Annotated in this window: 21 protein-coding genes and 2 pseudogenes; 13 read left to right on the top strand and 10 right to left on the bottom strand. The window is 64.9% G+C overall.

The window, feature by feature from the left end:
• Nucleotides 1-88: 88 nt before the first annotated feature.
• The 7 genes from JYK05_RS25920 to JYK05_RS25890 all read left to right on the top strand — a co-directional run bounded on the left by JYK05_RS25920 (nucleotide 89) and on the right by JYK05_RS25890 (nucleotide 8,471).
• Nucleotides 89-1,426: an Nramp family divalent metal transporter gene (locus JYK05_RS25920; protein ID WP_206470692.1), complete on the top strand. Its 1,338-nt coding sequence runs from the start codon at nucleotides 89-91 to the stop codon at nucleotides 1,424-1,426.
• A gap of 24 nt (nucleotides 1,427-1,450) precedes the next feature.
• Complete coding sequence (locus JYK05_RS25915) at nucleotides 1,451-2,602, top strand: dienelactone hydrolase family protein (RefSeq protein WP_206470691.1); 1,152 nt, start codon at nucleotides 1,451-1,453, stop codon at nucleotides 2,600-2,602.
• Nucleotides 2,603-2,634: 32 nt separating this feature from the next.
• Entirely contained in the window at nucleotides 2,635-4,971 is a 2,337-nt protein-coding gene (locus tag JYK05_RS25910; RefSeq protein ID WP_206470690.1) for a cytochrome P450/oxidoreductase, read from the top strand.
• 643 nt (nucleotides 4,972-5,614) lie between these two features.
• The gene (locus JYK05_RS25905) at nucleotides 5,615-6,796 is read left to right on the top strand and encodes an acetyl-CoA C-acetyltransferase (RefSeq protein WP_206470689.1); all 1,182 of its coding nucleotides are present in this window, start codon (nucleotides 5,615-5,617) and stop codon (nucleotides 6,794-6,796) included.
• Nucleotides 6,797-6,929: 133 nt separating this feature from the next.
• Complete coding sequence (gene phbB, locus JYK05_RS25900; RefSeq protein ID WP_206470688.1) at nucleotides 6,930-7,673, top strand: acetoacetyl-CoA reductase; 744 nt, start codon at nucleotides 6,930-6,932, stop codon at nucleotides 7,671-7,673.
• A 126-nt stretch (nucleotides 7,674-7,799) separates the two neighbouring features.
• Nucleotides 7,800-8,018 (top strand): hypothetical protein, encoded by a 219-nt coding sequence (locus JYK05_RS25895; protein WP_175945777.1) that lies wholly within the window; start codon nucleotides 7,800-7,802, stop codon nucleotides 8,016-8,018.
• A gap of 114 nt (nucleotides 8,019-8,132) precedes the next feature.
• Nucleotides 8,133-8,471 (top strand): hypothetical protein, encoded by a 339-nt coding sequence (locus tag JYK05_RS25890; protein ID WP_175945778.1) that lies wholly within the window; start codon nucleotides 8,133-8,135, stop codon nucleotides 8,469-8,471.
• A gap of 13 nt (nucleotides 8,472-8,484) precedes the next feature.
• Here the strand turns inward: JYK05_RS25890 and JYK05_RS26510 are convergent.
• The 8 genes and pseudogenes from JYK05_RS26510 to JYK05_RS25855 all read right to left on the bottom strand — a co-directional run.
• Nucleotides 8,485-8,637: pseudogene (locus JYK05_RS26510) on the bottom strand (isochorismatase family protein); the annotation flags it as partial.
• 400 nt (nucleotides 8,638-9,037) lie between these two features.
• The gene (locus JYK05_RS25880; RefSeq protein WP_175945780.1) at nucleotides 9,038-9,319 is read right to left on the bottom strand and encodes a DUF4148 domain-containing protein; all 282 of its coding nucleotides are present in this window, start codon (nucleotides 9,317-9,319) and stop codon (nucleotides 9,038-9,040) included.
• A 140-nt stretch (nucleotides 9,320-9,459) separates the two neighbouring features.
• Nucleotides 9,460-10,872, bottom strand: coding sequence for a dihydrolipoyl dehydrogenase (lpdA, locus tag JYK05_RS25875; RefSeq protein WP_241270153.1), 1,413 nt, complete (start codon nucleotides 10,870-10,872; stop codon nucleotides 9,460-9,462).
• Between the two features lie 168 nt (nucleotides 10,873-11,040).
• Nucleotides 11,041-11,259 (bottom strand): annotated as a pseudogene (locus JYK05_RS26785) (biotin/lipoyl-containing protein); the annotation flags it as partial.
• Between the two features lie 300 nt (nucleotides 11,260-11,559).
• The gene (locus tag JYK05_RS25870) at nucleotides 11,560-12,507 is read right to left on the bottom strand and encodes an ABC transporter substrate-binding protein (protein WP_371826483.1); all 948 of its coding nucleotides are present in this window, start codon (nucleotides 12,505-12,507) and stop codon (nucleotides 11,560-11,562) included.
• Nucleotides 12,508-12,594: 87 nt separating this feature from the next.
• Complete coding sequence (locus tag JYK05_RS25865) at nucleotides 12,595-13,632, bottom strand: ribose ABC transporter permease (protein ID WP_206470685.1); 1,038 nt, start codon at nucleotides 13,630-13,632, stop codon at nucleotides 12,595-12,597.
• Nucleotides 13,633-13,650: 18 nt separating this feature from the next.
• A complete protein-coding gene (locus JYK05_RS25860; RefSeq protein WP_206470684.1) occupies nucleotides 13,651-15,219 on the bottom strand; it encodes a sugar ABC transporter ATP-binding protein in 1,569 nt (522 codons plus the stop codon).
• Nucleotides 15,209-16,468, bottom strand: a complete 1,260-nt coding sequence (locus JYK05_RS25855) for an ROK family transcriptional regulator (protein ID WP_206470683.1) — start codon at nucleotides 16,466-16,468, stop codon at nucleotides 15,209-15,211. The genes JYK05_RS25860 and JYK05_RS25855 overlap by 11 nt, the downstream gene beginning before the upstream one ends.
• 186 nt (nucleotides 16,469-16,654) lie before the next feature.
• Here JYK05_RS25855 and JYK05_RS25850 point away from each other — a divergent pair, with 186 nt between their 5' ends.
• Together JYK05_RS25850 and JYK05_RS25845 are read left to right on the top strand one after the other, a co-directional pair.
• Nucleotides 16,655-17,161 (top strand): GAF domain-containing protein, encoded by a 507-nt coding sequence (locus tag JYK05_RS25850; protein WP_206470682.1) that lies wholly within the window; start codon nucleotides 16,655-16,657, stop codon nucleotides 17,159-17,161.
• A 58-nt stretch (nucleotides 17,162-17,219) separates the two neighbouring features.
• Nucleotides 17,220-18,197: a substrate-binding domain-containing protein gene (locus JYK05_RS25845; RefSeq protein WP_206470681.1), complete on the top strand. Its 978-nt coding sequence runs from the start codon at nucleotides 17,220-17,222 to the stop codon at nucleotides 18,195-18,197.
• On the opposite strand, the gene JYK05_RS25840 is transcribed toward JYK05_RS25845, so the two are convergent.
• Complete coding sequence (locus tag JYK05_RS25840) at nucleotides 18,194-19,378, bottom strand: fumarylacetoacetate hydrolase family protein (protein ID WP_175945794.1); 1,185 nt, start codon at nucleotides 19,376-19,378, stop codon at nucleotides 18,194-18,196. The genes JYK05_RS25845 and JYK05_RS25840 overlap by 4 nt on opposite strands.
• A gap of 124 nt (nucleotides 19,379-19,502) precedes the next feature.
• Between JYK05_RS25840 and JYK05_RS25835 the strand changes: the two genes are divergently transcribed.
• The 4 genes from JYK05_RS25835 to JYK05_RS25820 all read left to right on the top strand — a co-directional run bounded on the left by JYK05_RS25835 (nucleotide 19,503) and on the right by JYK05_RS25820 (nucleotide 24,896).
• On the top strand, nucleotides 19,503-20,249 hold the full coding sequence (locus tag JYK05_RS25835; protein WP_175945795.1) for an IclR family transcriptional regulator: 747 nt from the start codon (nucleotides 19,503-19,505) through the stop codon (nucleotides 20,247-20,249).
• Between the two features lie 293 nt (nucleotides 20,250-20,542).
• Nucleotides 20,543-21,736, top strand: a complete 1,194-nt coding sequence (locus tag JYK05_RS25830) for an HlyD family secretion protein (RefSeq protein WP_206470680.1) — start codon at nucleotides 20,543-20,545, stop codon at nucleotides 21,734-21,736.
• 3 nt (nucleotides 21,737-21,739) lie between these two features.
• Nucleotides 21,740-23,323 carry a DHA2 family efflux MFS transporter permease subunit gene (locus JYK05_RS25825; protein WP_175945797.1) on the top strand — a complete coding sequence of 528 codons (1,584 nt, stop codon included), beginning with the start codon at nucleotides 21,740-21,742 and terminating at the stop codon, nucleotides 23,321-23,323.
• A 1-nt stretch (nucleotide 23,324) separates the two neighbouring features.
• A complete protein-coding gene (locus JYK05_RS25820) occupies nucleotides 23,325-24,896 on the top strand; it encodes an efflux transporter outer membrane subunit (RefSeq protein WP_206470679.1) in 1,572 nt (523 codons plus the stop codon).
• Here the strand turns inward: JYK05_RS25820 and JYK05_RS25815 are convergent.
• Nucleotides 24,893-25,132 carry a hypothetical protein gene (locus JYK05_RS25815; protein WP_206470678.1) on the bottom strand — a complete coding sequence of 80 codons (240 nt, stop codon included), beginning with the start codon at nucleotides 25,130-25,132 and terminating at the stop codon, nucleotides 24,893-24,895. The two genes, JYK05_RS25820 and JYK05_RS25815, sit on opposite strands and share 4 nt — an antisense overlap.
• Between the last annotated feature and the right edge of the window lie 71 nt (nucleotides 25,133-25,203).

The raw sequence follows: 25,203 nt of genomic DNA, 5'->3' as shown, positions 1-25,203 counted from the left end.
GACGCAAACAGCTGCCCCAAGGCTTGTATCTTTATGACGCCCGGCGCATATTCGTCCACTGACAAGCGCCTTACGGAGGCCCGTGCCCATGCGCGACCCTCGCCCCGCGGACAAAGATGCTCGACCGGACGATGTGCGCCCGAGCTTGCCGGAGGTCCACGCGTCGGTGCGAGTGCCGGTCGGCGGCAGTTGGTTTCGGCGACTCCTTGCGTTCGCAGGACCCGGCTACATGATCTCGGTCGGCTACATGGATCCCGGCAACTGGGCGACAGATATCGCAGGCGGATCGCGCTTCGGCTACACGTTGCTCGCGGTCATCCTCTTGTCGAACCTCATGGCGATCCTGCTGCAGGCACTGGCCGTCCGGCTCGGCGTCGCGACGGGCCGCGACCTCGCGCAGGCATGCCGCGACCATTACTCGCGGCCAGTCAATCTGGCGCTGTGGTTAGCGTGCGAAATGGCGATCATCGCGTGCGATCTCGCCGAAGTCATCGGCACCGCCATCGCGCTAAAGCTGCTGTTCGACATCCCGCTCGTGCTGGGCGCGCTGATCACCGCGCTCGACGCCTTTCTACTGCTGCTCCTCGTCAACAGAGGCTTCCGTTTCCTCGAAGCATTCGTCATCGCGCTGCTGGCCGTCATCGCGGTCTGCTTTGCGTTGCAGATCGCCGCGGCGGCGCCGCCGGTCGCGCAGGTGCTGCGCGGCTTCGTGCCGTCCCCGCAAATCGTCGCGAACCGCGAGATGCTGTACCTCGCGATCGGCATTCTCGGCGCGACGGTCATGCCGCACAACCTGTATCTGCATTCTTCGGTCGTGCAGACGCGCGCCTATGGCGCTTCGGTAGATGCGCGCCGCGACGCCATCCGCTGGGCGACGATCGACAGCACCCTCGCGCTGACGCTCGCGCTGTTCATCAACGCCGCAATCCTCGTCGTGGCGGCGGCCGTCTTTCATAGCAGCGGTCACGATCAGGTGGCGGAAATCGCCGACGCGTTCCATCTCCTGTCGCCGCTGCTCGGTCTCGGCATCGCGTCGACCTTGTTCGCGGTCGCGCTGCTCGCCTCCGGTCTGAATTCGACGGTCACGGCCACGCTCGCCGGGCAAATCGTGATGGAAGGCTTCCTCCAGCTGCGCCTGCCGAACTGGGCGCGCCGCCTCCTGACGCGATCGATCGCCATTACGCCCGTGATCGCCGTCACCGCGATCTACGGCGAAAAAGCCACCGGCCAACTCCTCGTTTTGAGCCAAGTGATCCTGTCGATGCAGCTGCCGTTCGCCGTCGTGCCGCTCGTGCGCTTCGTGTCCGACCGCCAGAAAATGGGCGTCTTCGTCATCGGTCGATGGCTGGCGGCGCTCGCGTGGCTGGTCGCCGGCGTGATTGTCGTGTTGAATGTGAAGCTGCTTGCCGATACGCTGCTTTCCTGACCGACGACTCCGGAGACGCCTGACATGGCTGGGACTTTCATCGACATCGCCGCCCGCGAAGGCGGCCCGATTCGCGCGTACGTGACGCGCCCGGCGCAAGGCTCGGGACCGGGACTGCTGCTGTTGCACGATGCCGCAGGCCTCGACGACTTCGCGCAATCGACCGCCGACCGTTTCGCCGAAGAGGGCTATGTCGTGCTGGCGCCCGACTTGGCGGGGCGCGAGCTGCGGGGCGGCGTGTCGATGGAAAACCTGGCGGCAATCATCGAAGCCCTGCGCGCGCTGCCGGAACATGCTGGCAAAGTGGGCGCGGTCGGCTTCGGCGCAGGCGGACGGCTAGCGGTGCAGGCCGCGGCGAACGCGGACATCGACTGCGCGGTCGCTTACTATCCCGACGACCTCGCCGCCTGCCTCGACGACCTGCGCACCATCCGCTGCCCGATGGTCTTCCATTTCACGGGAACGCAAGCCAGCGACGCCTTCGCCGGCAAGCCACAGATACAGCGCTATATATATAGCGGCTGCGCGTCCGGTTTCGCCGTGCCCGCCGCATCCGCCGACTCGCCGTACGACAAACCTGCCGCGCTGATGGCGTACTCGCGCACGCTCGGCTTGCTGCGCGAGGTGCTCGGTCCGGTCTACGACCTCGACCGCCTGTGGGAACAGCACTGCTACTTCGAATTCGCGACGCGCGACGTCGACGCCGTCATGCCGACCATGGTCGCCGAGCCGTACGTCAATCATGTGCCGACGATGACGGGCGGCGTCGGATACGACGAGCTCAAACGCTTCTACCGATACCACTTCGTCCATTCGAATCCGGCCGACACAAAGCTGATCCCGGTCTCGCGCACGATCGGCGCGGACCGGATCGTCGACGAATTCGTGTTTTGCGCGACGCATGACCGCGAGATCGACTGGCTGCTGCCGGGCCTCGCGCCCACGGGCCGCTATTTCGAAGTGCCGATGCTCGCGGTGGTCCGCTTTCGCGGCGACAAGCTCTATAACGAACACATCTACTGGGATCAGGCGTCGGTGCTGGTGCAGATCGGCGTGCTCGATCCGACCGGCTTGCCTGTCGCCGGTCGCGAAACGGCGCGGAAGATGATCGACGAGACGTTGCCGAGCAACACGCTGATGCGCAACTGGGCATCGAGCGAAGGAAAGCCGGTCTGACACATACATATATAAATGAGGAGACGAACCCGATGACCGACGCAAACACCGCGACAACCGGGACGACACCCGCGACGCAATGCCCTTTCCATTCGACCGCGCCGAACGGCTGCCCGGTGAGCGCGCGCGCCGCGGATTTCGATCCGTTCAGCGACGGCTATCAGCAAGACCCGCCCGAGTACGTGCGCTGGGCGCGCGAAGAGGAGCCGGTGTTCTACAGCCCGAAGCTCGGTTACTGGGTCGTCACGCGCTACGACGACATCAAGGCGATCTTTCGCGACAACCTCACGTTCAGCCCGTCGATCGCGCTGGAAAAGATCACGCCGACCGGGCCGGAAGCGAACGCGGTGCTCGCGTCGTACGGTTTCGCGCTCAACCGCACGCTCGTCAACGAGGACGAACCTGCGCACATGCCGCGCCGTCGCGCGCTGATGGACCCGTTCACGCCCGAGGCGCTCGCGCATCACGAGCCGATGGTGCGCGCACTCACGCGCGAATATGTCGATCGTTTCATCGACGATGGCCGCGCCGATCTCGTCGATCAGATGCTGTGGGAAGTGCCGCTGACCGTCGCGCTGCACTTTCTCGGTGTGCCCGAGGAGGACATGGACACGCTGCGCGAATACTCCATCGCGCATACGGTGAATACGTGGGGCCGCCCGAAGCCGGAGGAGCAGGTCGCGGTCGCGCACGCGGTCGGCAAGTTCTGGCAGTACGCGGGCAAGGTGCTCGACAAGATGCGCGAGGACCCGTCCGGCCCCGGCTGGATGCAGTACGGCATTCGCAAGCAGCAGACACTGCCCGACGTGGTTACGGACTCGTACCTGCATTCGATGATGATGGCCGGCATCGTCGCGGCGCACGAGACCACGGCCAACGCGGCCGCCAACGCGATCAAGCTGCTGCTGCAACACGGCCAGGCGTGGCGCGACATCTGCGAAGACCCGAGCCTGATTCCGAACGCGGTCGAAGAATGCCTGCGGCACAACGGATCGGTCGCGGCGTGGCGGCGGCTCGCGACGCGCGACGTGAAAATCGGCGGCATCGACATTCCGGCGGGCGCGAAGCTGTTGATCGTGACGTCATCCGCCAACCATGACTCGCATCAATTCGCGGACGCCGATCTCTTCGACATCCGCCGAGAAAATGCCAGCGATCAGCTGACGTTCGGCTACGGCGCACATCAGTGCATGGGCAAGAATCTCGCGCGCATGGAGATGCAGATTTTTCTCGACGAACTGACGCGCCGCCTGCCGCACATGCGCCTCGCCGAGCAGCGCTTCACGTACGTGCCGAACACGTCGTTTCGCGGGCCCGAGCATCTCTACGTCGAATGGGACCCCGCGCTGAACCCCGAGCGCACGAATCCGTCGGTGCGCGAGCCGCGCGCGACGGTGCGCATCGGCGAGCCGTCGTCGCATGCGGTGAGCCGCGCGGTGATCGTCGAGTCGGTGTCGATGTGCGCGGATCGCATCGCGCGCGTGCGTCTCGTAGGCGCCGACGGCCGCGCGCTGCCGCGCTGGACGCCGGGCTCGCATATCGACGTCATCTGCGGCGACAGCGGCCTCTCACGGCAGTATTCGCTCTGCGGCGATCCGGCCGATCCGGCCGCCTACGAGATCGCCGTGTTGCGCGAGACCGCGAGCCGCGGCGGCTCGGCATGGGTACACGACAACGTGAAGCCGGGCGCGCACTGGCGCATTCGCGGGCCGCGCAATCACTTCCGGCTCGATCCTGCTGCGCGCAGGCTCGTGCTGATTGCCGGCGGCATCGGCATCACGCCGATCAGCGCGATGGCGCGTCACGCGCGCGAGCACGGCATCGACTATGAGATTCACTACAGCGGCCGCAGCCGCGCGTCGATGGCTTTTCTCGACGACCTGCGCGCGCTGCATGGCGAACGGCTGCGCGTGTACATGTCGGAGGAGGGCGCGCGCAACGACTTCACGGCGCTTCGCATCGAGGCGGGCACGCAAGTCTATGCTTGCGGCCCGGCGCGCATGATGGACGCGCTTTCGACCGCAAGCGCCCGGTGGCCCGAAGGCGCGTTGAAGATCGAACATTTCGAATCCACGCTGGGCGCGCTGGACCCGTCCAGTGAGCACGCATTCGAAGTCGAACTGCGGGATTCGGGTCTGACGTTGACCGTTCCGCCCGATCAGACGCTTCTCGCCACGCTTAGGCGCGCGAATATCGATATTCAAAGCGATTGCGAAGAAGGACTATGCGGTTCGTGCGAGATTCGCGTGCTCGACGGTGAAGTCGATCATCGCGACGTCGTATTGACTAAAGAAGAACGAGTAACCAATACGAGAATGATGGCGTGTTGTTCGCGAGCCAAAGGTATCAAACTGGTATTGGCGATTTAAGCCAGTAGCGGCAAATCGCCGCGATACATCGACACGTCATAACGACGTTACATGTTGGCTGTTTGACTTGGACAAAATGCGCTAATACTAAGCAGATAATGAAAGGTGGCATTGAAGTGGTCCGATGCCTGAAGGAACGGCTGGCGCTGTACGCGCCTGCCGACTGAGCTTCAGCCCGCGAGGGCGACCAAAGCTTTCACAAAGCTTCATCAGACTAGCGCACAATTTCCCCTGCTAAACAGCAGATTTATTGCACGGGCGTTCGACATTCGAGCAAACTACGCGCATCTTTGGTGCGGAATATCTTACCGTAACTAGGGTTATCACCTAGGAATATGAAAACTTTTGTCGATCTTTTGCGTTTAGAATGACTTCTGATTGGTGCGGCGCACAAGCGCACGCCCTGACTTACTTCCCCGACCGGACGAGATTATCGCGTGCAACATTGTATGCGGCGGACTTGCGTTTGCGTATTTTCCGCGCATCGACGCAATCGGGAGAAGGCCGTTGTCGACCTGAGAGTCTAATTAAAAGCCCATGTAAATGGGCACCGTCGTTTGCATCGAAAACGCGTGATTGATTGCGCGAACGAAGCGCATGAAAACCGTGATTCACGAGTTCTGCTGTTCAACGAGGATTGAAGATGAATGACGTAGTGATCGTATCGGCCGCGCGCACCGCGGTCGGCAAATTCGGCGGCTCGCTTGCGAAGATCGCAGCGCCGGAACTGGGCGCGACGGTGATTCGCGCGGTGCTCGAACGCGCGGGTCTAAAGCCCGAGCAAATCAGCGAAGTCATTCTGGGTCAGGTGCTGACCGCGGGCTCGGGGCAGAACCCCGCGCGCCAGTCGGTTATCAAGGCCGGCTTGCCGGAGATGGTCCCCGGCATGACGATCAACAAAGTTTGCGGCTCGGGACTCAAGGCAGTGATGCTCGCGGCCAACGCGATCATCGCGGGCGATTCCGAGATCATCGTCGCGGGCGGCCAGGAGAACATGAGCGCCGCGCCGCACGTGCTGCCCGGCTCGCGCGACGGCTTCCGGATGGGCGATGCGAAGCTGATCGACTCGATGATCGTCGATGGCCTATGGGACGTCTATAACAACTACCACATGGGCACGACGGCCGAGAACGTCGCGAAGGAATACGGGATCACGCGCGAAGCGCAGGACGCGTTCGCGGCGCTTTCGCAGAACAAGGCGGAAGCTGCTCAGAAGAGCGGCCGCTTCAACGACGAAATCGTGCCGGTGTCCATTCCGCAGCGCAAAGGCGAGCCCATCCAGTTCGCCACCGATGAATTCGTGCGCCACGGCGTCACGGCCGAATCGCTCGCGGGACTGAAGCCCGCGTTCTCGAAAGAAGGCACGGTGACGGCGGCCAACGCATCGGGCATCAATGACGGCGCGGCGGCGGTGGTCGTGATGTCGGCGAAGAAGGCCGAAGCGCTGGGTCTCACGCCGCTCGCGCGCATCAAGGCGTACGCGAGCGCGGGCGTCGATCCGAAGATCATGGGCATGGGTCCGGTGCCGGCATCGAAGCGCTGTCTGGAACGCGCGGGCTGGAGCATCGACGATCTCGACCTGATGGAGATCAATGAAGCGTTCGCCGCGCAGGCGCTCGCGGTGCACAAGCAGATGGGCTGGGATCAGGAAAAGATCAACGTGAACGGCGGGGCGATCGCGATCGGGCATCCGATCGGCGCATCGGGCTGCCGCATTCTGGTCACGCTGCTGCATGAAATGCAGAAGCGCGATGCGAAGAAGGGCCTGGCGTCGCTGTGCATCGGCGGCGGCATGGGCGTCGCGCTGGCGGTCGAGCGGCTGTAACGTACATCGCCCGCAGAGTTGGTATCGACGGGCATCGACGGGCAACACATCCCGGCTCCGCGCACCACACCTACACTACAAGCGCGCCCCCGGGAGGCATTCGAGCACCATAGAACCTGAGAGGACTATTAGCATGACTAAGCGTATTGCAGTGGTAACGGGCGGCATGGGCGGCCTCGGTGAAGCTATCAGCATCAAGCTGAACGACGCGGGCTATGCCGTCGTCGTCACGCATTCACCGGGCAACACGATCGTCTCCGACTGGCTCGCCAGCATGGATCGGCAGGGTCGCAAGTTTCGCGCGTATCCCGTCGACGTCTCCGACTACGACGCAAGCCAGCACTGCATCGCGAAAATTCAGCGCGAAGTCGGGCCCATCAGCATTCTCGTGAACAACGCGGGCATCACGCAGGACACCACCTTCAAGAAGATGACGAAGGTGAACTGGGACGCCGTTCTGCGCACGAACCTCGATTCCGTGTTCAACATGACGAAGCCCGTCTGCGAGGAGATGGTCACGCGCGGCTGGGGCCGCATCATCAATATCTCGTCGGTGAATGGCTCGAAAGGGCAGATCGGGCAGACCAACTACGCGGCGGCGAAAGCGGGCATGCACGGCTTCACGAAGTCGCTCGCGCTGGAAGTGGCCAAGAAGGGCGTGACCGTCAACACCATCTCGCCGGGCTATCTCGCCACCAAGATGGTGACAGCCATTCCGCAGGACATTCTGGAGTCCAAAATTCTGCCGCAGATTCCGGCGGGCCGTCTCGGCAAGCCCGAGGAAGTGGCGGCGCTCGTCGCTTTCCTGTGTTCGGACGATGCGGGCTTCGTGACTGGCGCGAACATCGCGATCAACGGCGGCCAGCACATGCATTGATCGCCTTCGCGCGATCACGCATTCCTCGTTCATCGTTCACGGCGGCGTGAAGCAGGCGCTTCGCGTGCGCCTCGTTTGTCCCCCTCGAACGCCGGGCGTTCCACGACGCGCGGCCGCATCTCGCCAATGGAAGACATCCGCCAGGGCACACGTCCCTATAACGTGAATCATCTCGACGCGGCTATCGCGCATCTCGAACAGGTGCTGAATCTGGATGGCGCGAACTCGCTCTTTTCTAAGACTTACTGGCGCTCGCGCGTCGATCAGGCGCTGTCGACGCCGGGTCTCGCGCCGTGCCAGCACGCGCGGCTGCAACGGCTGCTGGATCGCATCAGCGAGTCTTGAGCGATGACGAAGGGCGGCTGCTGTGCCGCGTGATCGTTTCAATCGTCTGATCCGTGAAGGATTCGGCGTACGGCGTTACCATGCGTGCCTCATCGAGATCACGACACGACGCGTATGCCTCATTCATCCCACCAATCATTCGCCGGGCGCGTTGCAGCGGCGCTCAGCGCGGGCTTGTGCATGGCGCTCGCGGCCTGCGGTACGACCACCGCCGTCACCGCCGGCCCGCAGCCCAACGTCTTCACCGTCACGGGCAAGGCCACCGGCACGCGCATGTCATGGGTCACGGCGCGTAACCGGGCGATGGACGCCGCCGACGACTATTGCAAGCAGCGCTCACAGCGCGTCCTCGTCAGATCAGAATCGACGAGCGGCGTGCGATCCCTCGAAGAGCAGACCTCGACGGTGACGTTCACCTGCGTCGCGCAGCCGACGCAGGCGGCAAGCGACTGAGCCTGCACGCTCTTAGCGCGCATGCGTGAGCAGCGAGCGCACGATCGCGGACGCAATCCGACAGCACCAACGGAATGATGCCGCGTTGCATCGCGCCCACGACGCTCGCGCGGACGCAGCCGCTCGTGCCCGCGCCGGCGACGACGTGCGTGTGCACGACTCTTCGACGTCAGCACATCGAGCACTTCCAGCGAGAAGGTGAGGGCATTCGAGTCTTCGCCCGCATTGAGAAACACGGCTACGCGCGACCGGCCAACGCATCTCGTTGGGGAGGCAGCACGCAATCCTGGTCGAGCCGGCGCGGCATCGGTTCAATGGTCCGAGCGGCTTATTCATCAACGCTTCGACTATCGGCACGAAGGCGAGCGATGGCATCTGAACGCCCGCAACGCTACGGCGTTGATGTTTAATGTGGACCTCTAAGCAATCTGCATAGTCCAAAAGAGGAGCAGCGTTTTGCTCGGCATGCATTGCTGCGGCGAGCGCCCCAAACGGAGCGAAGACAAAAGATGCAATGAAACAACTGAGCACGCCGCGTCCAACGCGGCGCACGTCCCGCTACGACATCACTGGCCGATGCCGGCCTTCTTCTGCGCCTTCTGAATGTCCTGCGGATACGACGCGTCGTCGCGCTGCGCCGGGTTGTATCCCGCGCTTTCGAGCTTCTTCAGCTCGGCGTTCTTCTTCGCGCGCGCTTCCTTGCGCGCGGCCTTGCGCTGGGCTTTGGTCGAAGGCGCGGCATCGGTCGTGCTGCTGTTGTCCTGCGCATACGACACGGCCGCGACGGACACGCCGAAGGCGGCCACGATCATCGAGACGGCAAGCTTCTTGGCAAGCGTTACGTTCATATCCTCTCCAGTTTGATTTTCATGGAACATCGGACGATGCACGGCGCGCCGTGATCGACACGGCCGCCGCGCGATGATTGTATGGCGGTTCGCGCCACCGTTCAGCGAACGTGCAACGCGAACGCAGCTTCGCCGCTCAGTCAGATATTGAGCGCGCGCTTGTTCACCGCGAGCGCCGCCTCGCGCATCACTTCCGAGAGCGATGGATGCGGATGCGAAATGATGCCGATATCCTCCGACGCCGCCTTGAACTCCATCGCCACGACCGCTTCGGCGATCAGATCCGACGCGTTCGCCGAGACGATGTGCACGCCGAGAATCTCGTCGGTCTTCGCATCGGCGATCATCTTGATGAAGCCGTCCGTCTCGCCGATGCCGAGCGCGCGGCCGTTCGCCATCATCGGGAACTGGCCGGTGCGGTACTCGCGGCCTTCCGCCTTGAGCGCCTGTTCGGTCTGCCCGACCCACGCGATTTCCGGGTGCGTGTAGATCACCCACGGAATGCAGTTGTAGTCGATATGCGGCTTCTGTCCGTCGATGATCTCGGCTACCAGCACGCCTTCGTCCTCGGCCTTGTGCGCGAGCATCGGGCCGCGCACGACATCGCCGATGGCGTAGACGTTCGGGACCGTCGTCGCACAATGGCCGTCGACGGGAATGAAGCCGCGCTGGTCCGTCGCGAGGCCGATGGAATCGAGCCCGAGGTTGTCGGTGTTCGGCACGCGGCCGATGGACACGATCAGGCGGTCCGCGTCGAGCGTCTGCGCGGCGCCGTCTTTGTCGGTATAGGAGACGGAAACGCCCGCATCCGACGACTTCACGTTTTCGATCTTCACGCCGAGGTGAATGGTTAGTCCTTGCTTCTTGAAGAGCTTGGCGGCTTCTTTCTGGATCGCCGTGTCGGTCGAGGCGAGGAATTCGGGCAGCGCTTCGAGAATCGTCACTTCCGCGCCGAGCCTGCGCCACACCGAACCGAGTTCCAGGCCGATCACGCCCGCGCCGATCACGGCGAGCTTCTTCGGCGCGGAGTCGAAGGCGAGCGCGCCTTCGTTGTCGGACACGATGCGGTTGTCCACGGGCACGTTCGGCAGATGCCGCGCTTTCGAACCCGTCGCGATGATCACATGCTTCGCGGTATGCGTCCCGTCCTGGCCGCCGCCGCCCACTTCAATGCGAAACGCGCCGCCCGCCTTGCCCGCGAGCTTGCCGTGACCTTTGAGCCACGTGATCTTGTTCTTGCGAAACAGGAATTCGACACCGCCCGTGATCTTCTCGACGATGGCTTCCTTGCGTCCGACCATCTTCTTGATGTCGACGTTCAGGTTGTCCATCGAGATGCCGTGATCTCCGAAATGCAGCTTCGCGTTCTCGAACGCTTCGGACGACGCGAGCAGCGCCTTCGACGGAATGCAGCCGACGTTCAGGCACGTGCCGCCGAGCTTGGGCTTGCCGGCCGGGTTGATCCATTCCTCGACGCACGCGACCGACATGCCGAGTTGCGCGGCGCGGATCGCGGCGATGTATCCGCCGGGGCCAGCGCCGATCACGATCACGTCGAAGTCGGCTTTGTTATCCGCAGAGTCTGTCGGGCTCGCCTGTTGCGCCGGAGCAGCGGCGGGCTTTTCAGATGCTGTGGCAGGCGCAGGCGCGGGTGCCGGCGCGGGCGCGGGCGCGGCCGCTGACGGCGCGGCGGCTTTCGCCTCGGTGTCGATGGCGGCGAGCAGTTCGTCGGCGTGGACGATATCGCCTTGCTGCTTGAGCACTTCCGCCAGCACGCCCGATGCGGGCGCGGGCACTTCGAGCACGACCTTGTCGGTTTCCAGCTCGACGAGAATCTCGTCCTGCGTCACGGGGTCGCCCGCTTTCTTTTTCCACGGCAGCATCGTCGCTTCGGTGACGGATTCGGAAAGCTGCGGAACCTTGACTTCAACCCTGGCCATTCAGTTTCTCCTGTCTGCGCTGCTTGATCGATTGAGGACGCGCGTCACCGTTCACCGAAGCACGGCCGCGTCGAAGCCACAGGATACGCCGTGTCCGCGGCGTGCGTGCGCGTCCGTGCGGAGCGTCGCCGCGCAAGCTGCGCCCGGCGGCATCGACAGGTTCAAAAGCAGACTGGGATTGGTGAGCAGGCGGCGCGCCGTTCGAATGGCGGCCGAAGTTGGATGCGGGCGGCGCCGCATGCCCGGAGAGACAATGTACGACGCGCCGCTCGCTGATTGCAGCGAGCGGCGAACATGACCTCAATGCGGCGACGACCAGCCCTTGTAATTGGCGACGTTCTCGCGCGTGACGAGCGTCGACGGCATCAGAATCATCGTGCTGCTCGGCTTCTTGCCGTTCATCAGGTCATAGCCGACGCTCACCGCCTGCTGCGCCATCGACCACGGGTCCTGGCTCGCGGACGCCTGAATCAGCGTATCGGTCTTGAGCGCGTTTTCGATATCCGGCGCGCCATCCACCGACGTAATCACCAGATTCGAGCGATGCAGCTGCTTCGCCGCGAGGTCGCTGCCGATAGCTTGCGGATCGTTGATCGCGAACAGGCCGTCGAGCTTCGGGAAGCGCGTGAGATAGCCCTGCATCGCGTTCATGCCGCCTTCGCGCGAGCCTTTCGCATCCTGATCGTCGGAGAGCACCTTGATGCCCGGGTTCTTCGCGAGCACGGCCTTGCAGCCGTTCACGCGGTCGATCACCGCCGACACTTGCGGCCCGTTCTCGATCACGACGTTGCCCTTGCCGTTGAGCTTCTTCGCGAGGAAGTCGCACGCAATCTGGCCGGCCTGCACGTTGTTGGTCTGCACGGTCGCGTCCGCACCCGCCGCCGCGACGTCCACCGCGACCACGACGATGCCCGCCGCCTTCGCCTTCTTCACCGCCGGCTCGATGGCCTTCGGATCGACGGCGTTCAACAGGATCATGTCGACGTGCGCCGAGATGAAGTTGTCGATCTGCGTGAACTGCTTGTTCATGTCGTAATCGGACGAGACGGCCGTGACCTTCACGTTCGGATTGATGGCCTTCGCCTTGGCTTCCGCGCCCTTCGAGATGGTCACGAAGTACGGGTTGCCGAGCGAGCCCACCGTGATGCCGATGGCTTTGAGCTGCTTATCCGCGGCGTGCGCGGCGAACGTCATCGTGCATCCGAGCGCGAGGGCCATGCTCGCGAACAGCTTGTTGTGCTTGCGCATAGGGTTGTCTCCGGTTGTTTGGTTGATGTTGATGTTGATTGTTGCGACTCTAGGCGATTCTGAGCGGCGCGACCCGACAAGAGTTCATCACGTACGCGCCGATCCTCGCTGGCGATAACGGTCGAGCGCCACCGCGCCGATAATGACGAGGCCCTTGATGATGTACTGCCAGATGTCCGACACGCCGAGCAGCACGAGGCCGTTGGACAACACCGCGATGATGAGCGCACCGACCAGCGTGCCGACGATCGAGCCGACGCCGCCCACGAAGCTGGTGCCGCCGAGAATGACCGCGGCGATGGCGTCGAGTTCATATGACTGGCCGAGTTGCAGGCCGTTCGCCGCATAAAGCCGCGCGGCGGACATCACGGCGCCGAGTCCGGCGAGCAGGCCCGACATCGCGTAGACGAACATCTGGATGCCCCACACCTTGATGCCCGAAAGCCGCGCCGCCTCCGGATTGCCGCCGACCGAATAGATGCGCAGGCCGAGCACCGTGCGGCGCAGGATAAACCACGAGACGATCACGACCGCGAGCGCGATCACGACGAGCCAGGGCACGCCGAGAATCGAATCGTTGCCGATGAACGCGAACGACAGTTGCGGATTGAAGATGGTCGTGTCGTGACCGATCAACCGCGCGATGCCGCGCACGGCGGTCAACGAGCCGAGCGTCACGATGAAAGGCGGCAGCTTGAGCAGCGCGATTAACGCGCCGTTGATGACGCCGAAGCCGAGCCCGACGCCGAGCGCGGCGGGCACGCCGAGCCAGCCCATGCCTTGCAGATTCGACGCGAGCAGCGCCGTGACCGCCGCCGCCGACAGCACCGAGCCGACCGACAGGTCGATGCCGCCCGTCAGAATCACGAAGGTCATGCCCGCCGCAAGCACGATGTTGATCGACGCCTGCTGCGTGACGATCGAGATGTTCTGCAAGCTGAAGAAGCCGTCGGTGACCACGCCGAAGCCGATGCACAGCAGAATCAGCACGGGCAACATGCCCGCCGTGCGCATCAGCACTTGCATGCGCTCGCGATGCTCGATGCGGCGCTGCCGCTGCGTCGCGCTTTCGGCGCTTGCAACGGGTGCCGCGCCGGTGTCGTGGTGTTTCGTCGTGTTAGCCATGTCTGTCTCCCGATAACGTCAAGCCGCCTGACCGAGCGCGGCCCGCGAGCCCGTCGCCAGTTCAATGATTCCTTCCTGCGAGATCGGCGTGCCCGAATGGCCGCCGAGTTCGCCCGCGATCACGCCTTCGCGCATCACCAGCACGCGATCCGCCACGCCGATCACTTCCGGCAGTTCGCTCGATATCACGATCACGCCGACGCCCGATCGCGCCAGGTCGTTGATGATCCGGTAAATCTCCGACTTCGCGCCGATGTCGACGCCGCGCGTCGGTTCGTCGAGGATCAGCACTTCGGGCTTCGTTTCGAGCAGCCGCGACAGCAGCACCTTCTGCTGATTGCCGCCCGACAGCGCGCCCGCATTCACGCGCGCATTCGGCACGCGAATGGACAGCGCCGCGATGGCGTCGCGCGCCCGCGTGTTTCCGCGCGCGATGTCCATCACGCCGGCTTTCGCGTCGCGCCCGGCCACCGCGATGTTGATGTTGTCGCGCACGCTCATGTCGAGGAAAAGACCCTGGCCCTTTCGGTCTTCGGTGAGATAGACGAGGCCCGCGTCGATCGCGTCGCGCGGCGTGCGCAACGCGAGCGGCTTGCCGTGCATCGACACTTCGCCGCGCGTGCGTTCCTCCGCGCCGAAGATAAGGCGCGCAAGCTCGGTGCGGCCCGCGCCGACCAGTCCCGCAATGCCCAGCACTTCGCCCGCGTGCAGATCGAGGCTGCATCCGCGCACGCGGTTGTCGTCGGCCATGTCGCGCACGGACAGCACGACGTGGCCGGGATCGTAAGGCGCGTGCTCTTTCTTGTAGAAGCCGGAAATGTCGCGGCCGACCATCATGCGCACGAGGCTTTCGGCGGACAGTTCGTCGCGCATCAGCGTGCCGACGTAGCTGCCGTCGCGCAGCACCGAGACGCGGTCCGACAACTCGTAAATCTCCGCCATCCGGTGACTGATATAGATGATCGCGATGCCTTCCTCGCGCAGTTGACGCACGAGCTCGAACAGGCGGTCGGTTTCGCGCGACGAGAGCGGCGTGGTCGGCTCGTCCATCACGAGGATGCGGGCGTGCGCGTGCACGGCTCGCGCGATTTCGACCAGTTGCCGTTCCGCGATCGACAAGTCGCCGACGAGCGTATGCGGCTTGAACGCCGCGCCCAAGCGCTTCAACACATCTTCGCAGCCGCGCTCCATGCCGGGCCGGTCGACGAGCGACCACGCGCCTTTACCGCGACGCAGCTCGCGCCCGGCGTAGATGTTCTCGGCCACCGAGAGATTCGGCGCAAGACTCAGTTCCTGATAGATCACGGCGACGCCGAGTGAGCGCGCGGCGAGCGGCCCGTCGATGACGACCGGCTTGCCGTCGATCAGAATCTGCCCGCCGGGGTCCGCTTGATACGCGCCCGAGAGAATCTTCATCAGCGTGGATTTGCCCGCGCCGTTTTCGCCCATCAGCGAATGCACTTCGCCGGGATACACGGACAGGCGCACGTCGTTCAACGCGCGCACGCCGGGAAACGTCTTGCTGATGCCGCGCATTTCGAGCAGCGGCGTGCGTGCCTCCGGCGAAAGGGCAGAGTCATGCGGCATGGTTCACCTCCTGCGATTTGACACCCGCGCCGCGATGCAGCCCCACGCGTGGCGAGAAGTTGAAGAACATCGGCAGCGTGGCCGCGCCGATTGCGCCCGCGTCCGGGCCGAAGTTGCCGCGCACGATTTCCGGCGTGCCGCGCGCTTCGGGCGCGTTCGCGGCCATCGTCGCGGCGAGACGGTCGATCAGGCGGTCGAGCAGGCCGCCGTCGATATCGGAATCGATCACGACCATCGGCACGTCGAGCACGCAGAGCATCGCGCGCAACGCGGGAGCCAGCGCTTCGATGCAGTCGTCGATCCATTCTTCGACCGCGGGCAGACGCCGCTCGATGCACGCTTGCACGTCCATGCGGCTCGCCGCCGGCGCGCCGGAGAAGTGCAGATGCCGCACGAGCGCATTGAGCGATGCGCGCGAGAGCAGGATGTCCCACTGACCGGGCGGCTGCGGTGCGGACGGCAGGCGGCTCGGCCGCACCGGCATCACGCCGATGTCGCCCGCGTTGCCGGTCGCGCCGCGCAGACAGTCGCCGTCGATGGCGACGCCGCCGCCGATGGCCGAGCCGAGAAAGAGATACACGAAGTCGTCGCAATGGCGGCCGTGGCCGTAGAACAGCTCGGCGGTCGCGGCGGCGTTGCCGTCGTTTTCGCCGAAGACGGGCAGGGCGAGCGCGCGGGACAACGCGGCGGGAAAGTCGGTCTGGTCCCACGCGCGGAAGATGTCGGCGCTCGTCGTATCGGCGCTCACGCCCAGTTCGCGCAGCCAGCTGCCGAGGTTGTACGGCTGCGCGACGCCGATTCCGGTCAGACGCTCGCGCTCCGCCACGCTCAAGAGGGCGAGCATGCCTTCGATATCGCGCTGAACGATCTCGAGCACCGCCAACGGATGCGGCAGCACGCGATCCAGCGCGCTTCGGGCGAGCACGTCGCCCGCGAAATTGACGAGCACCGTCTCGATGCTCGTGCGGTCGAGCCGCACGCCGATGCCGAACGCGCCGCGCGGATCGAGCCGGATGAGCGACGCGGGCTGGCCGCGCTGACCTTCGAGCCGCCGTCCGCTGTATTCGATCAAGCCGGCGCGTTCCAGCGACTCGACGATGCTGCCGACCGCCGTGCTCGTCAGGTTCGCGTGACGCGCGAGATCCGCCTTCGACGCCGGTTCGGTGCGGCGCAGCGCCTGCAACAGCAAGCGCTCGTTGTATCGGCGCACGGACGCGGAATTGCTTCCTCTGCCGCTCGGCAATTTCACTGGCTGTCTCCGGTTATCCTGGCAACCGTCATCTGTGTGACGATTAATTAAATCAAGTTGATTTATTTAATACCGGGGCCGACAGGGTGTAAAGCAGGGAAATCCCGAAGGCGGTTTGGCATTCGGCGTGCAGCGATCGGCGCATAGACGCTAAGCTACACCTCGATCGCACTTCGAGCCGCCGCCATGTTCACGCCTTCCACGCCCTCCCACGCCAGCAAGTCCACGCAGTACGACGACCTGCTGCAACAGGCGCGTTCCCTGATCGGCGACGAAGCCGACTTCATCGCGAACGCGGCGAACTTCTCGTCGCTCGTCTATCACTCGCTGCCGGATATCAACTGGGCCGGCTTCTATCTGTTCGATGGCGACGAACTCGTCGTCGGGCCGTTCCAGGGCAAGCCCGCGTGCGTGCGCATCGCGCTCGGACGCGGCGTGTGCGGCACGGCGGCGCGCGAACGCAAAACGCAGGTCGTCCCCGATGTCGACGCGTTTCCCGGCCATATCGCGTGTGATTCGGCGTCGCGCTCGGAAATCGTCGTGCCGCTCGTCGGGAGCGACGGCACGCTGATCGGCGTGTGGGACGTCGACAGCCCCGTGCCCGGCCGCTTCGACGAAGAAGACGCGCGCGGCATGGAAGCGTTATGCGCCGCGTTCATCGCGCTGGCGTGGGAAGAGCGTCCGCAAGCGTGAGTCGTGGTCGCTGCCGTTTGTCTACAATGAGGCGACCGTCGATTCCCGACCCGCCTTCATGATCAGCCTTGCCCGCCGCCGTCTGCTCACCACGTGCGCCCTCGCCGCGAGCGGGCTCGCGTCAGTGCGCCCGACCGCCGCGCAGCCCGGCGGCAAGGCGAGCGTCGCGCTCGTGATGAAGTCCCTCGGAGATCCCTTCGTTCAGTCGATGATCGACGGCGCGAAGAATTATCAGCGGCACTACGCGTCGCAACTCGACCTCACGACCTACGGCACGCTGACGGACAACGACGTGACCGGGCAGAGGCGGATTATCGAATCGCTCGTCGCCGGGAAAGTGGACGCCATCGTGATCGCGCCGACCGATTCCAAAGCGCTCGTGCCGGTGGCCGCGAAAGCGGTCGCGGCGGGCGTCATCGTGATCGCCATCGACAATCCGTTTGACGACGACGCGCAGGAAGCCGCGAACGTCACCATTCCGTTCGTCGGGCCGGATAGCCGGCGCGGCGCGCGGCTCGTCGGCGCGTATCTCGCGTCGAAGCTGAAGGCGGGCGATGAAGTCGGCATCATCGAAGGGCCGCCGAACGACCGCAACGCGCAGCAGCGCACCATCGGCTACAAGGAAGCGATGAGCGCCGCGCAGCTGCGCGTGAGCGCCGTCGACACCGGCGACTGGACCGCGCCGAGCGGCAAGTCCATCGCGCTGCAAATGCTGTATGCGCATCCGGCGCTGCGCGGTTTGCTCTGCGCGAACGACAACATCGCGATGGGCGCGATCGACGCCATTCGCATCGCGGGCAAGAAGGGCCGCGTGCTCGTGACCGGCTACAACAACATCAGCGCGGTGCAGCCGCTCCTCGACAACGGCAGCATGCTCGCGACCGTCGAGCAGTTCGGCGCGCGGCAGGCCGTGTTCGGCGTGGATGTCGCGGTGAAGGCGCTCGTCGAACGGCGCCGTCAGCGCGACTTGTCGCCGTTCATGGAGACGCCGGTGCAGGTGGTGACGCGCGAAAAGACGCGCGCCCCGCGCGCTTAAGCGTTTGCGGCGAGCAAGCCGCGCGCCGCCAGGCTGCGATACAGCGCGCGCACGCCGAAGGTCCACGGCTCGATTTCCGTCGAAAGGCGCACGGTATTGACGAGCGCGCCGAGTTCCGGCGTCGAGATGGTGACGACATCGCCCAGATGATGCGTGAAGCCGCCGCCTTGCGTGTCGCGGTCCTTGATCGGCGAGAACATCGTGCCGAGAAACAGCATGAAGCCGTCCGGATATTGATGATGCGCGCCGTGCGTCTGCGCGACGAGATCGGCGGGATCGCGGCTGATCTCGGTCATGTGGCTCACGCCTTCGAGCACGAAGCCGTCGTCCGCGCCTTCGATGCGCAGCGACACGCTCGTGCCGCGCACCGTATTCAGCGTGAAGCGGCCGTCGAAAAGCCGCACGAACGGGCCGATCGCGCACGACGCGTTGTTGTCCTTCGCCTTGCCGAGCAACAGCGCGCTGCGGCCCTCGATATCGCGCAGATTCACGTCGTTGCCGAGCGTCGCGCCGACGATCTCGCCGCGCCCGTTCACCGCCAGCACGATTTCCGGCTCCGGGTTGTTCCACTGCGAGGTCGGATAGAGGCCGACGTCCGCGCCGAAACCGACCGACGACATCGGCTGCGACTTCGAGAACACTTCCGCGTCCGGCCCGATGCCGACTTCCATGTATTGCGACCACGCGCCGCGCCGCTCGAGTTCTTCCTTCAGCTTCTGCGCGCTCTCCGAGCCCGGCTTGATCTTCGAAAGATCCGCGCCGATCAGCTTGTTGATGGTGTCGCGCACTTCCTGCGCCTTGCTGGCGTCGCCGCCGGCCTGCTCTTCGATCACGCGCTCGAGCAGGCTGACCGCGAACGTCACGCCGCACGCTTTCACGGCCTGCACGTCGCACGGGGCGAGCAGGCGCAAGCCGCCGGGCGCGGCGTCGAGCGTCGCTTGCAGCAGTTCCTGCGCGGTGCCGAGGCGTTCGCCCTGCGCGTTCTTCGCGATATCGAGCGCGTCGGGGCGGTCGAAAAGATCGGCGGTGGTCGGGGCGGCGCGCGTGATGTCGAACACTTCGCCGTTTCGCACCGCGACGACAGCGGGACCATCGACCGGCGCGGGACGCCATACGCGGCCGATCAGCACGGCGTCGGCGAGGTCTTCGGGCAGGCAGGAGGAGACGGAAACGGGCGGCATGGCAGGGTCACCGGGCATCGGAAAAGGGAAAATGATCGTAGCTTGCCGCCCCGTCACTGTCCATTGGGTTGCATGTTTGTCCAACATACTGGACGATGCGAACATCCCCGATGCGACGACTCACATGGAAAAGACCTACGACGTTCCGGCGCTGCGCCGCGCGAACGATATTCTCGAAGCGCTCGCCGACGCCGCCAAGCCCGTGCGCGCCGCCGCGCTCGCGGAGCGCACCGGCCTGTCGCGCAGCACGCTTTATCTGATGCTGGAAACGCTCGCGCGCATGCAGTGGATCGAGAAGCGCGACGACGGCTATGTGATCGGCGTCGGGCTGTTCGAGCTCGGCAATGCCTACGTGCGGCACGATGCGCTGCAGGCGGCGTTTCGCGAGGGCGCGGGCGCGTTCATCAACACGCACAACGAAGTCGTGCAGCTCGCCGTGCTGGATGGCGTGCAGGTGGTGTATGTCGCGCGCGAGGACGCGCACCGGCCGGTGCGACTCGTGTCCGATCTCGGCTCGCGGCTGCCTGCGCACTGCTGCGCGCTCGGCAAGGCGCTGCTCGCGGGACTGGCCGACGAAGCGGTCATCGAGCGGCTGCCCGAGCGCCTCGAAGCGGTCACGCCGCGCACTATCACGCGCCGCGCGGCGCTCTTGCGCGAACTGGCCGCGATACGCACGAGCGGGCTCGCGGTCGAACGCGAGGAAGTGGCCGAAGGACTCGCGTGCTTCGCGGCGTATGTCGGCGTGACGCCGGCGGGCAAGCGCGTCGCGGTATCGACGAGCGTGCCCGTCGGACGGCTCGACGCGAAGCGCGAGAAGCAGATCTCGATGGGCATCGTGCAACTCGCCGCGAAGCTGCGCCAGGCGCTCTGAAGCAATCGCTGGCACGACTGCGCCGTGCAGCTTTTGCCAGCGATTTTGAAAACCGCGCCGGGCAATTAGCGCCCCGAAGACGCGCGGTTTCGTGCCAGTCCGCACGGGCGTTCGGTTCGACCGGTTCCGAGTCATTTGGGAATGCGTCTTGCTCAAATCGTCCGCTCGAATGCCCTGACCGGCAGTCGCATACCGGTCACGCTCGTCACGCAGTATCCGCACGAGGTCCACCCGGCCGCACCGGGATTTCACCCCGAGTCGAACTCCGGACTCCAACCGCAAAGCGAACGCTGATGTCAGATCGAGACGAAACCCAGGACGATGCACGCCCCGGCGCCGCGAAGGACGACGGCAAGCGCGAGTCATCGGAGAAGAACGACCAGGCCGGCAATGACGATAAAGCCAAGAACGGCGACAAGACGAACGGCAACGGCAAGGAAGAGCGCAAAGGGCCCGGCAAGAAGCCGTTGATCATTCTCGGCATCATCGTGGTGGTGCTCGCGATAGGCGCGCTCGTCTGGTGGTTCATGACGCGCAATCAGGAAACCACCGACGACGCCTATACCGATGGCGACGCCGTCACCATCGCGCCGAAGGTATCGGGCTATGTTGTCGCGATGAACATCGACGACAACCGCTTCGTTCATAAGGGCGATCTGCTGATTCGCATCGATCCGCGCGACTATCAGGCGCAGCTCGATCAGGCGAACGCGCAACTCGGTCTCGCGCAGGCGCAGTTGCATGCGGCCGAAGTGCAGCTTCAGGTCGCGCGGGTTCAATATCCCGCGCAACTCGCGCAGGCGCAGGCGCAGGAAGCGAGCGCGCGCGCCAATCTCGCGCAGGCAAGCGCGGCCTACCAACGCCAGCAGTCCGTCGACGTTCGCGCGACCTCGCAACAGAACATCGACGCCGCCACCGCGCAACAGAAAAGCGCGCAGGCGAACGTCGCCGAGGCGCGGGCGCAGGTGCGCACCGCGAGCCTCGTGCCGCAGCAGATCGCGCAGGTCGTCGCGACAGTCGAAGAGCGGCGCCAGCAAGTGCGGCAGGCGCAGGCGCAGGTTGAAACTGCGCAGTTAAATCTCTCGTACACCGAACTGCGCGCGCCCTCCGATGGGTGGATCACCAAACGCAACGTGCAGTTCGGCACGTTCTTGCAGGCGGGCACGTCGATTCTCACGCTCGTCACGACGCGCATGTGGGTGACGGCGAACTTCAAGGAGTCGCAGCTTTCGCGCATGCATCCGGGCGACAAAGTGGATATCGACGTCGACGCGTATCCCGGCCTCTCGCTGCACGGCCATGTCGACAGCATTCAGCTCGGCAGCGGCTCGCGCTTCTCGGCGTTCCCCGCCGAAAACGCGACCGGCAACTTCGTGAAGATCGTGCAGCGCGTGCCAGTGAAGATCGTCATCGATAGCGGCATGAAGCCGGATACGTCGTTGCCGCTCGGGCTTTCCGTGGTGCCCACCGTCATGCTGCGCCACTGAGCCATGAGCGAACCCACCGAACAGGACCACAGCGGCTGGAAGCCGAGCGCGAATCCGTGGCTCATCGCCGTGGTCGTGACGCTCGCGGCCTTCATGGAAGTGCTCGACACGACCATCGTGAACGTGGCGCTGCCGCACATCTCCGGCACCATGTCCGCGAGCTACGACGAGGCGACGTGGACGCTCACGTCCTATCTCGTCGCGAACGGCATCGTGCTGCCGCTGTCCGCGTATTTCTCGAAGATTCTCGGGCGAAAGCGCTACTTCCTGATCTGCATCGCGGCGTTCACGGTGTGCTCGTTTCTCTGCGGCATCGCGACGAATCTCGGACAACTGATCGTCTTTCGCATTTTGCAAGGCTTCTTCGGCGGCGGTTTGCAGCCGAGCCAGCAGTCGATCATTCTCGACACGTTTCCGCCGGAGCAGCGCGGCCGCGCGTTTTCGATCTCGGCGGTGGCGATCGTCGTGGCGCCCGTGCTCGGCCCGACGCTCGGCGGCTGGATCACCGACAACTTCACGTGGCGCTGGGTGTTCCTGCTGAACGTGCCGGTCGGCGTGCTGACGACCATCGCGGTGATGCAGTTCGTCGAAGATCCGCCGTGGGAAAAGCGGCAGAGCCATAAGGACGTGGGCATCGATGTGGTCGGCATCGGCCTGATCGCGCTCGGGCTCGGTTGCCTGCAAGTGTTTCTGGATCGCGGCGAGGACGACGACTGGTTCGCATCCAACTTCATCGTGACCTTCGCGGTGCTCGCGGCGATCGGCATCGTCGGCGCGGCGTTCTGGCTCGTGTACGCGAAAAAACCCGTGGTCGATCTGCGCGTGATGAAGGACCGCAACTTTGCGCTCGGCTCGCTCTCGATTGTCGGCTTCGCTTCGGTGCTCTACGGCAGCGCGGTGCTCATTCCGCAACTCGCGCAGCAGCAACTCGGCTACACCGCGACGCTCGCGGGCCTCGTGCTGTCGCCGGGCGCGCTGCTCATCGTGTTTCTCATTCCGGTGGTCAGCAAGCTGATGCTATGGGTGCAGACGCGCTATCTCGTCGCGTTCGGCTTCTTTCTGATGGGCTGCGCGTTGATCTATTCGCATCACCTCGTGCCGAACGTCGACTATCGCACGCTCACGATGATGCGCAGCGCGCAGTCCGCGGCCATCGGCTTTCTGTTCGTGCCGGTGACGACGCTCGCGTATCTCTCGCTGCCGAAGTCGATGAACAACGACGCGTCCGCGCTCTTCACCATGTTCCGGAACGTGGCGGGCTCCATCGGCATTTCGCTCGCAACCGCGATGATCCGCGAGCGCACGCAAGCGAACATGGCGCATATGGTCGAGCATCTGACGCCGCTGAATCAGCCGTACAACGACACGGTGCAGCGCATCGCGCGAACGCTGATGGACACGGGCCAGACCATGTCGCAGGCGATGGGCGCGGCGACCGGCCAGATGTACAAAACGCTCGTCTCGCAGGCGACGATTCTCGCGTACCTCGACGTGTTCGCCGCGTGCGCGATCTTCTCGTTCCTTTTCATTCCGATCACGTTCTTCTTCTCGCCGGTGAAGGCGTCCGGTCAGGCGGGAGGACATTGACATGACGCAGCGACTTTCCGCTCGACTTTCGATTCCGGTGCTCGCGCTCGCGATGAGCGCCTGCACGGTCGGCCCCGACTTCAAGCCGCCTGTCGCCGATGCGCCCGGCAACTGGAACGACATGCAGCGCGCGCAGAACGCAACGCCGGATGCGCGCGCGCCGCACGCCGACGCGCCTTCCGTGGCGAGCACATCCGCCGATCCCGATCCGCGCTGGTGGAAGCAGTTCGACGATCCTACGCTCGATTCGCTGATCGACCGCGCGGTGGCTGGCAATCTCGATCTGCAAAGCGCGGTGCTGCGCATCGCGCAGGCCCGCGAGCAGAGCGTGTCGGCGGCGGCGCAAGGCTTGCCGCAGATCAGCGCGAACGCGAGCGTCATGCGCGAGCAACTCGGGCTGAAGGGCTTGCTCCAGTCGCAAGGCTTATACAGCCGCATCGACGCGCTGGGCGCGAACGGCGCGCCGATCCGCCAGGGCCTCGACTCCGCGACAGGGCCCGTCACGCTCTTTCAGGACGGCTTCGATGCGTCGTGGGAACTCGATCTTTTCGGGCGCGTGCGGCGCTCGGTGGAATCGGCGAATGCAGAGACGCAGGCGGAAATCGAAAGCCGCAACGACGCGCTGGTCTCGCTGGAAGCCGAAGTCGCGCGCACGTACGCGCAGTTGCGCGGCGCGCAGTCCATCCGTGAAATCACGCTTGCCGAGATCGACGCCGAACAGCAGATTCTCGACCTCACGCGCGAGCAGGCGCGCGTCGGCCTGACGAGCCAGCAGGACGTGCAGAGCGCGAGCGCGCAAGTCGGCGCGTTGCAGGCGCAGGTGCCGTCGCTGGAGGCGCAGATCGCGCAGGCGATGAACGGGCTCGCCGTGCTGACGGGCAGCGCGCCCGGCACGCTGGACGCCGAACTGTCCGATGCGCGCGCGGTGCCGCCCGTGCCGCCGACGGTGCCGGTCGGCGTGCCGTCGACGCTCGCGCGCCGCCGTCCCGACATCCGCCGCGCCGAAGCGCAATTGCATGCGGCCACCGCCGAAGTCGGCGTGGCCGTCGCGCAGTTGTATCCGGACATCTCGCTGACGGGCCAGGTCGGCACGCGAGCGACCAAAGCGAAATACCTCGCGCGCTGGTCGAGTCTTTTCTGGTCGGTCGGGCCGAGCATTTCGCTGCCGATCTTCGAAGGCGGCGCGCTGCGCTCGAACGTTCGCGTGGCGAAGGCGCAAGCCGCGCAGGCGGCGCTGCAATATCGGCAGACGGTGCTCACGGCGCTTCAGGATGTGGACAACGCGCTCGTCGCGTATCGCACGGAACAGGACCGGCGCGCGGCTCTGGTGCGTACCGTGGAGGCGAATCGCGTGAGCCTGCAACTTGCGACGGACAGCTATCGCAAGGGACTGACGGCGTTCGTCACGGTGCTCGATGCCGAGCGCCAGCTTGCGCAAACGCGCGAACAGCTCGCGCAATCGACGGTGAACGTGACGACGGATCTGATCGCCGTGTACAAGTCGCTCGGCGGCGGATGGCAGGACGATGCGCAAGACGGCGCGAGCAAGAGCGCCGATGCAGGCAACGGCTAGCGGCGGCGCTTCTTCCAGTCGTAGTCGGCGGGCGGATCGGCGACGCCAGGTTTGCCGACCGATTGCGGATTCTCGCTGCACAGCGTGACGAAGCCGACCGGTTCGCCTTGCGCCTGGCGCTTGCGCAATGCTTCGGCGAAGCGCAGCGCCTCGGCGAGCGCGGCGGCGTCGAACTGCCGGTGACGCGCGTGGCTTTCGGCTTCCGCCTCGCCTTCGAGCCAGTAGACGACGAACATCGTGTGCCTCCGTAGGGAGCGAGCGTGCCGCTCGCAGGTGAACTGGGTTCTTCTTGGTGCAAGCGTCCGGC

The organism is Caballeronia sp. M1242 (genome assembly GCF_017220215.1).
Taxonomy (GTDB): Bacteria; Pseudomonadota; Gammaproteobacteria; order Burkholderiales; family Burkholderiaceae; genus Caballeronia.
Note: the sequence above shows the minus strand (reverse complement) of the source record. Positions and strands in the feature narration are given on the sequence as shown.